General features: G+C 31.9%; 15 protein-coding genes. All 15 read left to right on the top strand.

Annotation, left to right across the window (positions count from 1 at the left end; translation table 11 throughout):
- Positions 1 to 16: 16 nt before the first annotated feature.
- The 15 genes from SJY34_RS01675 (at position 17) to SJY34_RS01605 (ending at position 14221) form a co-directional block, all read left to right on the top strand.
- Entirely contained in the window at positions 17 to 2203 is a 2187-nt protein-coding gene (locus SJY34_RS01675) for a TonB-dependent receptor domain-containing protein (RefSeq protein WP_400078310.1), read from the top strand.
- Positions 2204 to 2205: 2 nt separating this feature from the next.
- Positions 2206 to 2622, top strand: a complete 417-nt coding sequence (locus SJY34_RS01670) for a Fur family transcriptional regulator (protein WP_151675465.1) — start codon at positions 2206 to 2208, stop codon at positions 2620 to 2622.
- A gap of 53 nt (positions 2623 to 2675) precedes the next feature.
- Entirely contained in the window at positions 2676 to 3260 is a 585-nt protein-coding gene (locus SJY34_RS01665) for a methyltransferase family protein (RefSeq protein ID WP_400078309.1), read from the top strand.
- 385 nt (positions 3261 to 3645) lie between these two features.
- The gene (locus SJY34_RS01660; protein ID WP_400078308.1) at positions 3646 to 4224 is read left to right on the top strand and encodes a hypothetical protein; all 579 of its coding nucleotides are present in this window, start codon (positions 3646 to 3648) and stop codon (positions 4222 to 4224) included.
- Between the two features lie 663 nt (positions 4225 to 4887).
- On the top strand, positions 4888 to 6348 hold the full coding sequence (locus SJY34_RS01655) for an arginine decarboxylase (protein WP_400078306.1): 1461 nt from the start codon (positions 4888 to 4890) through the stop codon (positions 6346 to 6348).
- 1 nt (position 6349) lies between these two features.
- Positions 6350 to 7291, top strand: a complete 942-nt coding sequence (gene speB / locus SJY34_RS01650; protein ID WP_400078305.1) for an agmatinase — start codon at positions 6350 to 6352, stop codon at positions 7289 to 7291.
- Positions 7275 to 8255 carry a deoxyhypusine synthase family protein gene (locus SJY34_RS01645; RefSeq protein WP_400078304.1) on the top strand — a complete coding sequence of 327 codons (981 nt, stop codon included), beginning with the start codon at positions 7275 to 7277 and terminating at the stop codon, positions 8253 to 8255. Before speB ends, SJY34_RS01645 begins: the two co-directional genes overlap by 17 nt.
- A 93-nt stretch (positions 8256 to 8348) precedes the next feature.
- Positions 8349 to 8666, top strand: coding sequence for a hypothetical protein (locus SJY34_RS01640; protein WP_400078303.1), 318 nt, complete (start codon positions 8349 to 8351; stop codon positions 8664 to 8666).
- 18 nt (positions 8667 to 8684) lie between these two features.
- The gene (locus SJY34_RS01635; RefSeq protein WP_400078302.1) at positions 8685 to 9101 is read left to right on the top strand and encodes an NUDIX hydrolase; all 417 of its coding nucleotides are present in this window, start codon (positions 8685 to 8687) and stop codon (positions 9099 to 9101) included.
- A gap of 11 nt (positions 9102 to 9112) precedes the next feature.
- On the top strand, positions 9113 to 9532 hold the full coding sequence (locus tag SJY34_RS01630; RefSeq protein ID WP_400078301.1) for a VOC family protein: 420 nt from the start codon (positions 9113 to 9115) through the stop codon (positions 9530 to 9532).
- Complete coding sequence (locus SJY34_RS01625) at positions 9533 to 11062, top strand: bifunctional GNAT family N-acetyltransferase/carbon-nitrogen hydrolase family protein (protein ID WP_400078300.1); 1530 nt, start codon at positions 9533 to 9535, stop codon at positions 11060 to 11062.
- A 374-nt stretch (positions 11063 to 11436) separates the two neighbouring features.
- Entirely contained in the window at positions 11437 to 12288 is an 852-nt protein-coding gene (locus SJY34_RS01620; RefSeq protein ID WP_400078299.1) for a DUF2726 domain-containing protein, read from the top strand.
- Between the two features lie 212 nt (positions 12289 to 12500).
- Positions 12501 to 13286, top strand: a complete 786-nt coding sequence (locus SJY34_RS01615; protein ID WP_400078298.1) for a hypothetical protein — start codon at positions 12501 to 12503, stop codon at positions 13284 to 13286.
- Between the two features lie 159 nt (positions 13287 to 13445).
- A complete protein-coding gene (locus SJY34_RS01610; protein WP_215954968.1) occupies positions 13446 to 13685 on the top strand; it encodes a hypothetical protein in 240 nt (79 codons plus the stop codon).
- Positions 13685 to 14221, top strand: coding sequence for a DUF2199 domain-containing protein (locus SJY34_RS01605; protein WP_400078296.1), 537 nt, complete (start codon positions 13685 to 13687; stop codon positions 14219 to 14221). Before SJY34_RS01610 ends, SJY34_RS01605 begins: the two co-directional genes overlap by 1 nt.
- Positions 14222 to 14372 lie beyond the last annotated feature (151 nt).

Below are 14372 nucleotides of genomic sequence, written 5' to 3'. Positions count from 1 at the left end.
AATTTTTACATTTTCAATGAATAAATACATATTGAGCGCAATGCTCACAATCGTAATGTGCTTTTCTATAAAAGCGCAAACATCTGATATACAAATAAAAGTAGTTTCAGAATCCGAAAACGAACCGTTATTTGGAGCAACAGTATATTTTGAGGAATTAGAAAAAGGAGCAGTAACCGATTTTGACGGAATTGCAACTTTTACAGAAGTTCCAAACGGAGAACATATTATAATAATTTCATTTTTAGGTTTTGAAACCTTAAAAACTACTATTCTAATCCCAAATAATTCAGATTTAATTTTCAAATTAAAAAGTGGCGGAAACGAATTGGACGAAGTTGTTTTACAATCATCAAGAAGTACGAGAACCGTTAAAAAAATTCCAACAAGAATAGAATTTATTGGAGCAGAAGAATTGGGAGAAAAAGCCATTATGAACCCAACAAATATTTCAATGGTACTTCGTGAAAGTACAGGAATTCAAATGCAACAAACCTCTTTAAGTAGCGGAAGTACAAATATTAGAATTCAAGGACTCGATGGACGTTACACGCAACTTTTGAGAGATGGATTTCCTCTTTACGGAGGTTTTTCAAGTGGTTTGAGCATATTACAAATTCCACCTTTGGACTTGCAACAGTTTGAAATTATTAAAGGAAGTTCTTCAACACTATATGGTGGAGGAGCAATTGCAGGATTGATAAATATGGTATCAAAAACACCTGACGAAGAACCAGCTTTAGATATTATGTTAACGCAAACCCAAGCATTAGGAAGTACAGCAAATGTATTTTACAGCAAGCGAAATGAGAAATTTGGTGTTTCACTTTACGGTTCTGGTCATTCTCAAAAAGTATACGACCCAGAAAATGATGGTTTTAGTAATTTGCCAAAAACAACTTCTATTTCATTCAACCCAAAATTCTTTTATTATCCATCAGAAAAAACAACGTTTTGGATTGGTTTAAATGGAACTTACGATGACAGAATTGGTGGAGATGTAACAAAAATTGAAAGTGGAGAAAATGGAATTCATCAATATACAGAAGAAAATATCTCAAAAAGAGTAAGCAGTCAAGCAGTTTATAAAACACAAATAGATTCAATAAGCTCTTTAAACATAAAAAATAGTGTTTCCTTTTTCGATAGAAACCTTACTATTCCAGATTTTAATTTTGACGGTAAACAAATCAACACGTTTACAGAAGTTACCTATCAAAAAGCAACTTCAAAAGCTGATTGGATTTTTGGAGCAAACTTATATACTTCAAACTTTGATGAGAATGATAATGCAACTTTACAACGTGACCAAACAGATATAACTTATGGAATGTTTGCAAACAATATTTATGACCTTTCAGATAATTGGATTTTAGAAACTGGATTGAGAGCAGATTACAATACGGATTTTGGGTTTTTTCCTCTTCCAAGAATTTCATTATTGTATAAAAATGACAATGGATTTTCAAGCAGAATTGGTGGTGGTTTAGGCTACAAAATACCTGATATTTTCACAGAAGAAGCAGAATTTATAAATTTCGAAAATGTACTTGGTATAGATAAATCAAACTTAAAAGCAGAACGTTCTTATGGTTTAAATCTTGATTTTAATTATAAAACTCGTCTATTTGAGAGTATTAGTTTTTCTATTAATCAGCTTTTTTACGTTTCTGCAATAAACAACGGTTTATTATTAAATAGTACAGATAATGGATTGTTTGCATTTGAAAATGCAAACAATGAAATTTTAAGCAAAGGAGCAGAAACAAACATAAAGTTTTCCTACAAAGACTTTAGATGGTTTTTAAATTATGCGCTAATAGATACAAAATTGAACTATTTGGCAGGAAATCCGCAAAAGCCCTTAACAGCAAAACATAACGCAGGAAGCGTGTTGATGTATGAATCTGAAAAATGGCGAATAGGTTATGAAACATTTTATACTGGAAAGCAATTTTTATCAAATGGAACTGAAACAACAGACTTTGTAACAATGGGTTTACTATTAATGCGTAATTTTAAATTTGGTAGTGCATTTGTGAACTTTGAAAATTTCACAGATAGAAGACAAAGTAGGTTTTCACCATTAGTTTTACCACCACACGAAAATCCTATCTTTCCAGAAATATATGCACCAACAGATGGATTTATATTTAGCGTAGGCATAATAATTAAACCATTTGGAAACGAAGACCACGATTAATTATGCAAACAATAGAAGAATTATTAGAATCTAAAAATATTCGTGTAACAGCAATGCGTTTGTTAATCTACAAGTTCCTTGCAGAAAAGCAAATTGCTGTTACATTAAGCGATATAGAAAATGCTTTTGAGAAAGCAGATAGAACAACGTTGTACAGAACCGTCAAAACATTTGAAGAAAAAGATATTGTACATCAAATAGACGATGGTACAGGAATTACAAAATATGCTTTGTGCGAAAAGGGATGTAATTGTGAACTTGAAACCGATTTGCATTTGCATTTTCATTGTAACAACTGTAACGAAACTGTTTGTCTAACAGAGCATAAAATCCCTCAAATTAAAGTGCCTGATGGGTTTGTTTCAGAAAATGTAAACTTGGTAGTAAAAGGAATTTGTGATAAATGTAGTGGTCAGTAATTGCACTTCCATTGCATTGTTTTTTAGAGCACTTTTGTATCAAATTGGAAACTATGTTATTATTCGCTTACCTAATATTATATTTTTTATTGGTGTTTGTTTTAAGGTCTGTATTGCTTTGGAAAAAGACAGGAATAAATCCTTTAACGTTTAAAAAAACAAATAACGCTCACGATTATAATGGTAAGGTTTTTAAATTTATCACAGCTTTTGAACTTATTATTATTGGAATCTATGCTTTCAAAAATGAATGGTATGAATATTTACTTCCGTTTTGGTATTTAGAAAATCCTACTTTACAAAAAATTGGTTGGATACTTTTGTTTGTATCATTGATTGTGGTATGGATTTCTCAAAGCCAAATGGCAAGTTCTTGGAGAATTGGAATTGACGAAAAGAACAAAACTAAATTAGTAACAAAAGGAGTTTTTTCAATTTCAAGAAACCCAATATTTCTCGGAATTATGATTGCAAATATTGGATTGTTTCTTGTCATCCCAAATGCGTTTACTTTACTAATAATCTCATTATCTACTTTAAGCGTGAATACACAAATTAGATTAGAAGAAGAGTTTTTAAAGCGTGAGTTCGGAAATGAATATACCGAATACGCAGAAAAAGTAAGACGATGGATTTAGTTATAGAATTAAAATACTTAATCGGAATTGCCAACGCTCAAAGCCATACACATTTCCAGTCGCATCATCCACGCTTCGCCCAAACTGTAAAAGAGTATGTCTTGCCAACGCTCGCATTTGAACTAAATAACAAAGATCGGAAAACCAAGCAGAACGTGAAAAGCACTATGCACAACAATGTATATAAAACATAGCTATTAAAGGCTTTCCGAGAGGTTTTTGCTTCTTTATTAAGTCCGCCAAATTTTTATTTTTGTATATTTAGAAATTAAAAAATAAATAGAAAAAATAAAAATTCGGCTCGTGTATAACCCGAATCGATAGCGTCTTTTAACACGCTACGTTTCATATACGAGACCGTTAGCAACAAGCTGAAAAAACGACAATGTTTAACCGAATATTTAAGAAAAAATCTAAAGGACTTTCCAAAATTGAGTATTGGAAAAAGTGGGAACTGTTTGAGTTATTTTCGGACTTACATTTCGCGGAAAAAATGTTGTCGGAATTTAAAGGTGGACATTCTGGAAAGTTCACTTCAGCAGAAGAGTTTTATGATGCTTTTGTTGAGCACCTTTACGAAATTGAAAAAGATAATGTTGCTGATTTCACGCAAATCTGGTATTGGTTTGCACCAACTTGTGAATGGGATGATTTTACTGGAAAACAAGGAGAGGAATTAGGCAATAGAATTTTTGAAAGAGTTAATAATTGGAAAAAGAATCACGATTTTGTTCACGGAACAAAAGTATATCTTGATGGAGAATTCGGAGTAGTAATCAAATCTGAACTGGACGAACCAAATTTTTGCGGAATTATTCGTTGGGATTCTAATAAGGAATCTGACAATGAAGATTGGCGAGGAATGTTCGGAACATTTATAAATCAAGGTGGAATAATAATTGACCAAAACCATCAATTTGAATTTATCAATGATGACGGAACATTGAAAAAGCTGAATGAATAAAAGAATAAAGCCAGTTGCTAACAATGTGTATAATTCATTGCTAATAAAGGCTTACTTACGAAAATTCCGCTGGAATTTTCTATCTGTGATTATTTGCTAACTTTAGTGCTTAAACACGCAACGAAATCATACACCAGACCGTTGTAAGTAATGCCGAAATCGAGCTGAAATTCAACATTTGAACTAAAAAAGCCAACGCGCAAACAGCACATTCATTTTTTTCCAATGCTAAATGCCAACGCAAAAAAAAATAAAAGAGCTGTTTTCAAAAGCCACTTTAAAACATTTTAATTGGTTTTTAATAAATCTAATTTTCAAGTATTATATTTTTTTTTAAAATTTCTTTTTTATTCAATTTTTTTCATTTCATTTGTATTGTAAAAACTTTTATCATAGGAGTTTTTAGCTGAACAAATTGAAACGTGTTTTTATGTTCGGGCTTTTGAAAATCAGGAAGTCATATTCAAAAGCAGCTTATAAGATAAGTAACCGAATTTTAGAGCTAACTTCCGCTTCTAAAATTGCTGCCAGTCAGCATATATATGGTTTTGTGCCCACTACGCAAAGCCAAATTCAAGTTTGAGATTATAACTGCTATTTCTATTCTTTTGAAACTTAGGTTTCAAACTTTCTATTTATTACCAATCATATTTAATAAAAATAATGAATACAAAATACATTGATTTAATCAATCAAACTTTTGATTTTCCTCAAGATGAATTCATTCTTGATAAAAATCAGTTACAGTTTCATGGGATAGACCTAAACGAATTGGTTCAAACTTATGGAGTACCTTTAAAATTTACTTACCTACCAAAGATTTCAGACAATATAAAAAGATCAAAAGGGTGGTTTAGTAAAGCAATTGAAAAGCACAAGTATGAAGGTAGTTATAACTATTGTTATTGCACTAAAAGCTCTCACTTTAAACACGTTTTAAATGAAGCATTAAAAAATGACATTCATATTGAAACCTCTTCAGCTTTTGATATAGATATAGTTGAAACATTAAAAAAAGAGGGTAAAATAACGAATGACACTTTCGTTATTAGTAATGGGTTTAAAAGAGCACAGTACATTACAAATATTGCAAGACTCATAAATAACGGACATCAAAACTGTATTCCTGTCATAGATAATTATGAAGAGATTGATTTGCTTTCAAATGAAATTCAAGGCAATTACAATATTGGTATTCGTATCGCTTCAGAAGAAGAACCAAAATTTGAGTTTTATACGTCTCGATTAGGTATTGGTTATAAAAATATTGTGCCTTTTTACAATAAACAAATTAAGGAGAACCCTAAAGTTCAACTTAAAATGCTTCATTTTTTCATTAATACAGGCATTAGAGATAATGCTTACTATTGGAATGAACTTTTAAAATGTTTGAAGGTATATACAAGTTTGAAAAAAGTTTGTCCAACATTAGATAGCTTAAATATTGGTGGTGGATTCCCAATAAAGAACTCATTAGCGTTCGATTTTGATTATGAATACATGATTGATGAAATAGTCAATCAAATTAAATTAACATGTGACGAAGAAGGTGTAGATGTTCCAAACATTTTTACAGAATTTGGAAGTTTTACCGTAGGTGAAAGTGGTGGAGCAATTTATGAAGTGTTGTATCAGAAGCAACAAAACGACAGAGAAAAATGGAACATGATAAACTCTTCGTTTATTACGACGCTTCCAGACACATGGGCGATTAATAAACGTTTTATCATGTTGCCAATTAACCGTTGGAATGACTCTTATGAACGCGTATTGCTTGGAGGCTTAACATGTGATAGTGATGATTATTACAATAGTGAGCAACACATGAATGCCATCTACTTACCAAAATATCATAAGGAAAAGCCATTATACATTGGGTTTTTTAATATAGGTGCTTATCAAGAAACCATTGGTGGGTATGGAGGTTTGCAACATTGTTTAATCCCTGCACCTAAACACATATTAATTGATAGAGATGATCATGGAAATCTCATCACACAGCTTTTTAGAGAACAGCAAAAAAGCGAAGATTTTCTTGAGATTTTAGGTTATGATTTTAAACCTGAACCATACACAACAGAAACAATAAATAAGAATGCTGAATTACAAATAGCAGACAAATAAAATGAAAACTAAAACTTACGCAGGTATACCAGAAGAATTTGCAAAATTAGAACAAGCAAGCATTGTACTAATTCCTGTTCCTTACGATGGAACAAGCACTTGGCAAAAAGGAGCTGATAAAGGCCCAACAGCTTTTTTAGAAGCATCCGAAAACATGGAACTTTATGACATTGAAACCGATTCAGAGGTTTATAAAAATGGGATTTATTTATCAGACCCTGTTACTATTAATGCTACGCCAGAGGCAATGATAGATGCTGTTCATCAAGAGACAAAACGCTTTATAAAAAAGAACAAATTTGTAACGGTTTTTGGTGGTGAACATTCGGTTTCTATTGGAACAATTAGAGCTTTTAATGAGTGCTATGATAACCTGACGGTATTACATATCGATGCTCATGCTGACCTTAGAAAAAGTTATGAGAATAGCTCGTGTAATCATGCATGTGCAGTCTATGAGGCGAGTCAGAACACAAATTTAATTCAAGTTGGAATTCGTTCTATGGATATCAAAGAAAAATCTGTTATGGATTTGGATAAGACATATTTCGCCCACGAAATGGCTACAGACGATACTTGGATGGATACAGCTATTGATCAAATGACTAATAACGTATTTATAACATTTGATTTAGATGCGTTTGACCCTTCTATACTTCCAAGTACTGGAACACCTGAACCTGGAGGTTTATTGTGGTATGAAACTTTAGAGTTTTTAAAGCAGGTTTTTGAAGAAAAAAATGTGGTTGGTTTTGATATTGTAGAGCTTTGTCCAAATGAAAATGATAAGTCATCAGATTTTTTAGCAGCTAAGCTATATTACAAAATGTTGAGCTACAAATTTCAACAAGAAGATGCCAATGATGATTTTGATAATGATTACAATGAAAAACCGCTAACAAATAATTTCTCAAAATTCGATGATGATGAAGACGACTACTAAAGGAGCTATATCAAACTTTATAGAAAAATATTATTTGCATTTTAATGCAGCTACAGTTGTAGATGCTGCAAAATCCTATCAAGAACAATTGGATAAGGGTTCTAAAATGTTAGTGTCCTTAGCAGGAGCAATGAGTACTGCCGAAATAGGGAAGATTTTTGCGGAAATGATACGTCAGGATAAAGTACAAATCATTTCTTGTACTGGTGCAAATCTTGAAGAAGACATCATGAATTTAGTGGCACATTCCCATTATAAACGTGTTCCTAATTATCGTGATTTAACACCGCAAGAAGAATGGGATTTATTAGAAAAAGGTTTAAATCGTGTGACTGATACATGTATTCCTGAAGAAGAAGCGTTTAGAAGATTGCAACAGCATATCTATAAAATATGGAAAGATGCAGAAGCTAATGACGAACACTATTTACCACATGAGTACATGTACAAAATGCTATTGTCTGGAGTTTTAGAAGAATACTATGAGATTGATTTAAAAGACTCATGGATGTATGCAGCAGCGGAAAAGAATTTACCTATTATTTGCCCAGGTTGGGAAGACAGTACTATGGGTAATATTTTTGCCAGTTATGTACTCAAAGGCGAGTTAAAGGCAAGTACAATGAAGTCAGGTATTGAATATATGACCTTCCTAGCTGACTGGTATACAGATAATTCTGAAAATGGTATTGGCTTCTTTCAAATTGGTGGTGGCATAGCTGGTGATTTTCCTATTTGTGTAGTTCCTATGTTGTATCAGGATATGGAACGCACTGACACGCCATTTTGGTGTTATTTTTGTCAAATTAGTGATTCAACCACAAGTTATGGGTCATATTCTGGGGCAGTGCCAAATGAAAAGATTACTTGGGGTAAATTGGATATCGATACACCAAAGTTTATCATAGAAAGTGATGCGACCATTGTTGCACCACTTATATTTGCTTACTTATTAAACATGTAATTATGAAACATCCTTTATTAGTTCTTAATCATACAAGAAAATGATACTATGGATGTTCCATGTGACCATTGAAAAAACAATAAATATTAACACATGAAAAGTAATAATAATCCAAATTTGAAAAGAGTGATTGTCGATTTTAAAAAATTGACGCCAGAGATTTTGGCAATGGTTGTTGAAAAGTTTCCTGATGGATATGATGATAGAGATATCATCACATTTAGAAATGCTAAAAATGAACTTATAGAAGCGGTTGAAATTATGACTGAAGACACCAAGTATTTAGTAAAAGTTAGCGCAAGACTTGAAAAAGTGATAGAAGACTACGATGAAGATGATTATGAAGATTTTGATGACGACGATCCAGAAGCAGTACAAGACCCATTTCAAGACTCATTTGAGGATGAATAAATCTTAATTAAGTATTTGATGAAGCTTAAAAGTATCAATAAATCAAGATTACTTGCCTTTAAAGGTAAAAATCTTTTGGTATTAGAGAAGGTTGGCTCTAAAAAGAAATATACTTTGCCTGGTGGAATTCAAAAGAAAAAGGAGACAGATTTAAAAGCCTTAATAAGAGAGTCCAAAGAAGAAATAGGTATTAAGTTCAAGAAAAAAGAATTGACCTATTTTATTACAAAAAAAAATGTAACAAAGGAAAATGAGGAAGTTTTTAAGCATTATTTCATAACTTCTAAAGTAATTGAAGGAGAAAAACTTCTTGAGCCTGAAAAATTTGAAAGGATATCTTGGGTACCTTGGTACGATACCTTAGATTTTTTAGATAAGGAAGATCGAAGCACAGTACTTATATATTGTGATAAGTATAGAAAAGAAACAAAATAAAACTCAGTATTATGAAAGCATCATTCCATTTAGCTTTGCCTTGCAAAGACATTGAAAAGACTAGAGACTTTTATGTGTTTGTTCTAGGAGCAAAACAAGGTAGAAACACAGACACTTGGTTAGATATTAACTTATATGGTAACCAATTGACTTTTACTCAAGCAGGTAATTTTAATTTTGATTTCAAGAACTATAGATTGAATGGTAATTTACTGCCATCTTTTCACTTTGGAATTATCGTTGATGGAGATACTTGGGGAAAGCTGTATTCAAGACTTATTGAAAAAGATTTGGAAGTAACGACAGAAGCTACATTTTTGGAAAACAAAACCGGAGAACACATATCTTTTTTTGTTAAAGACCCAGATGGGTATAGTGTAGAATTTAAACATTTTAAAAATGCTGAAGAGGTGTTCAGTACAGAAGATTAAATGAAAACAAAAGACATTGAAAACATTGAACTGAAGTTTTTGGATTTAAAAGATTATCAAGAGCTTAAAACAACAATGATTTCTGCATATACTAATATGCCAGATTCATATTGGAAAGAACACCATATTGAATCATTAATAAACAAATTCCCCGAAGGGCAAGTTGTTATTAAGATTAACGGACAACTTGCTGGCTGTGCATTATCCATTATTGTAGATTATGATGATTTTGAAGATAACCATTCATACACAGATATAACAGGTAATTATTCTTTTAACACACATACCAACGATGGCGATGTGATGTATGGAGTCGATGTTTTTATCAAGCCAGAATTTAGAGGATTGCGTTTGGGAAGACGACTATATGATTATCGCAAAGAAGTCTGCGAAAAACTTAATTTAAGAGGTATTGCCTTTGGTGGAAGAATGCCTAATTATAGTAAATATTCAAGTGACATTTCACCTAAAGAATATATTGAGAAAGTAAAACTTAAAGAGATAAATGACCCTGTTTTAAACTTTCAAATAGCTAATGATTTTCACCCTACAAAAGTAATTAAAGGCTATTTAGAAGGTGATGAAGCTTCTGGAGAGTTTGCCATTTTGATGGAATGGGATAACATTTATTATCAAAAACCAACAAAGAAAGCAGTAACCAAGAAGAAAAATGTTCGTTTAGGATTAATTCAATGGCAAATGCGTCCTTATAAGGATTTAGATGAATTATTGAATCAAGCTGAATATTTCATCGATGCTGTCGCAGGTTATAGATCAGATTTTGTCTTATTTCCAGAATTTTTTAACGCGCCTTTAATGGCAAAAGACAACCATTTAAGTACACCAGAGGCAATTCGTGAACTTGCAAAGCATACGAAAGCAATTGTAGATAAGTTTTCTGAATTTTCTATTTCATACAATATCAACATCATTTCAGGAAGTATGCCCGAAATGAGAGATGGTGGTTTATATAATGTAGGTTATCTGTGTAGACGAGATGGTACAGTTGAACGCTATGAAAAGTTACATGTTACACCTGATGAAGCAAAAGTTTGGGGAATGCAAGGTGGAAATCAGATAAAAGCTTTTGATACCGACTGTGGAAAAATCGGCATTCTTATTTGTTATGATTCTGAGTTTCCCGAACTAAGTAGATTGCTTGCAGATGAAGGAATGGATATTCTTTTTGTGCCATTTTTAACTGATACTCAAAATGGATATTCTCGTGTGAGACATTGTTCACAAGCTAGAGCAATAGAGAATGAATGCTATGTTGCTATTGCAGGAAGTGTGGGGAACTTACCAAACGTTGAAAATATGGATATCCAGTTTGCACAGTCCATGGTATTTACGCCATGTGACTTTTCATTTCCTACAAACGGAATAAAGGCAGAAGCCACACCCAATACAGAAATGATTCTTATTGCAGATGTAGATATTGATCTACTAAGAGAATTAAATCAATTCGGTGCAGTAAAGAACTTAAGAGACAGACGAAAAGATTTATTTGAGCTAAGAAAGATAAATTAACCTAACTTAAAGCCATGCACATTCGCAATTCGCTACAGCCAACACTACGCCAAAAATTGCAAAAGAGTATGTCTTGCCAACGCTCACATTTGAACTAAATAACAAACATCGGAAAACTAAGCAGTACGTGAAAAGCACTACTTACAACAACGTGTATAAAACATAGCTATTATAGGCTTTCTGAGAGGTTTTTGTATATTTACAAAGTACGCCAAATTTTTTATTTGGTTATATTTATATAAGAAAATTAAACATAAAAATAAAAAATTCGGCTAGTGCTAAATCCGAAAAGTTAGCGTTAATTTATACGCTACGTTTCATACACAAGACCGTTGTGCGTAAGCTGAAAAAAATCCGAACTGAAAAGAAACTGAATGATAAATCAAGAAAATATATACCAATTTTTACAGCAAGAAAACTGGACTGAATTGATTGATATATTTTATCGGAATAAGGATATTATTAAGTCCGACCTGATGTTGGAACAAGCTTCTCAAACGACTATTCAAGTAATGGTTCAGAAAGCTAGTTCACTTGAAACCGAAAAGGATTTTATTGAGAATTTAGGCAAATTGACATTATTAAATGCTGGAAATTTCATAAAACTAACACCTGAACAGAACGAGACAATAGTAATTGCTTTAGCAAATGGAAACAAAGACAATATTTCTTTAGCGTATAATTATGCTAAAAATTTTCCAAAAAATGAAATAGCGATTTCAATTATCGAAGATTATCACAAAGAATTTCCGATAGAAATACAAAACAGCTCTGAAGAAAGAATTTTAACAACAGAAAATAAATTAGATGATAATGGAATTAATGCAATAAAATCTATGTTCAATTCCTACCAAGAAAGCGAATTTTTTATTGCCTTAAAAAGAGTATTTGACACTTATCAAGTTTATCCAAATGTTGCTTTGAGTAACATAATTCAATATGACTTGATAAAAGATAATTTGACACAAACAGAAAGAAATTTCTTCTTTAAGTCATCAATAGATTTTGCGGTTTTTGAGCCATTTAAAAATTACTATCCAATTTATTTCTTTGAACTTGACAGCGTTTATCACGACACGAAAGAACAAAAAGAAAAAGACAAAATAAAGGACAAGATATTTAGTCTTTCCAATTCGAAATTATATCGGATTAGGAAAAGGGACAAAACCGTAGGAGAAATAGAATTTGAGAAAATAATTAGGGAAATTCGAGAATTAACGAACTGAAAAGCCTACGCACAACACAGTATATAGCTCATAGCTAATTAGTTGCTTAATCGAAGTTAAGGCATATTTGGAAAGTCGCCAAATTTTTAAATTTGACGATTTCCAATAAAAAAGATAAATAGTAAAATTTAAAAATCTGGCTTGTGCTCAACCGAAAGGAAACAGCTTATTTGCACGCTACGAGCCATATACACAACCGTTGTGCATAATTTATGAAAGACAAACATCCTGACATAGTTTTAAACAAATTCGGAACAAAAGTTCTACTTCGAAATACAGCTTCGTATGGAACTTTTATCAATGAAAGTGTAAATCTTGAATTTATGCTTATGTTCATATTGTTTGCGGAACATAATGACAAAGACAAATTAAAAAGCCAACTAACTGAAGTTTTTAAAGAAGAAAACCCAAATATAATTTCAGAAAAATTGGAGTCGTTCTTTCAATCACAAGATTCCGATGCAATTTTTGACCTAAATAGTTACGAATTATACTTTGGACAAATGGCATACTGTAGGATTGTTGACAATGCACTTTGCTATTTTAAAGATGTTTTAAGTGAAGTCGTAGTAAAAGAACCGAGAGTTTTAAAATCTTCCAAAGAAAAAGAAAGCTATGATTTTATGCTTTCATTCGGCAGTATTGAGGAATTGAAAAAAGCATTATCTGACAAGAAAATCAAAGAGCTTTTTTATGGAAGTATTGAAGATATAAAGAAGTATTTTCTCGATAGATTAGGTATCAAATTGTTTGACAATGAAACTGACGAAAAAGACTTTTCAATGGTCATAAAACAAAGAAATTTAATAGTGCATAATCGAGGAATAATCACTCAAGAATTAGCAGATGAATTTCCAAATTTTAAAGAAATTGTTGGACATCAGCTTTTGTTCAAATACGACCAGCTTTCGATAATTAATGGACTGATTAATAACTTAATTATTGAAATAGATATTAAGCTGAGAGAAAAATTTAATTTAGAAACATTTGAAGTATAAAAAACTATGCACAACAATGGCTATAAGTAATTGCTTGTTCTCGCCTACTTTGGAAATTCCTGCGGAATTTCCAACTTGGTGTGTACTTGCAAAGTTAAGTGCTAAACCACGCAACTACTCATAGCCGAGACCGTTACCCAACATTTAACAACAACCGAAATGGGATTTAAAATTGGACTTTCTTTATTTATGCTTTTCGGATTTTTCTTTTTTAGAAAAGTCGGACCAATACTTACTGGAAGATTAAAAGATTTTCACGTCAGAAATGAAACAGGATTGGTCGAAAAAGCACCTGTAATTTTTAAAATTTTCACAGTGTTTTTTAAAATTGCTTCGATAATGTGCTTAATCTATATTGTTATGATTTGGACTGGTTTTGTTACAATACCGAATGAATAATGTTTTGGAAAAGAAAGAAAAATAAAAAGACTGAATTTAAGTGCTCTGAATGTGGAAAAGTCCATTCAGAATGGCCTGCTTTGGCGTTTAAATCGCCTGCGAATTACGATTTCCTTTCCGACCAAGAAAAGTCTGAATTTGGAAAATTAGAATCCGACTTTTGCGAAATTCATTATGAAGACCAAATTGACCGTTTTATAAGAGTAACTCTTACTCAAAAAGTAAAAGACGCTTGTGAAACTTTGGAATACGGACTTTGGGTATCATTAAGCGAAAAAAGTTATTTAGACTATAAAGAAAATTACAATAATCCGAATCACGAAACTGGATATTTTGGTTGGTTATGTAGCAATGTTCCTGAATATGGAGATACATCTTCAATTCCTTGCGACGTAATGACAAAAAGTGGAAATAACAGACCTGAAATTTTTCCTCACGAAGATTTTGACCATCCATTTGTTCGAGATTATTATGATGGTATTTTAAAAACAGAAGCGGAAAGAAGAATAAACGAAATGATAAAAAACGTTGGGTAACACCGTGTATAATTCATTGCTGGTTATAGCCTACTTACGAAAGTCCTCGCGGACTTTCTATCTGTGATTTATTTGCTAACTTTAGTGCTTAAACACGCAACGAAATCATACACAATCACGTTGTAATGCATTTGAGCACAAACATAAAAAG

Source organism: Winogradskyella sp. R77965 (assembly GCF_044594915.1).
Lineage (GTDB): Bacteria > Bacteroidota > Bacteroidia > Flavobacteriales > Flavobacteriaceae > Winogradskyella.
The sequence above is the reverse complement of the archived record's forward strand: the minus strand, read 5'-3'. Positions and strand labels throughout refer to the sequence as shown.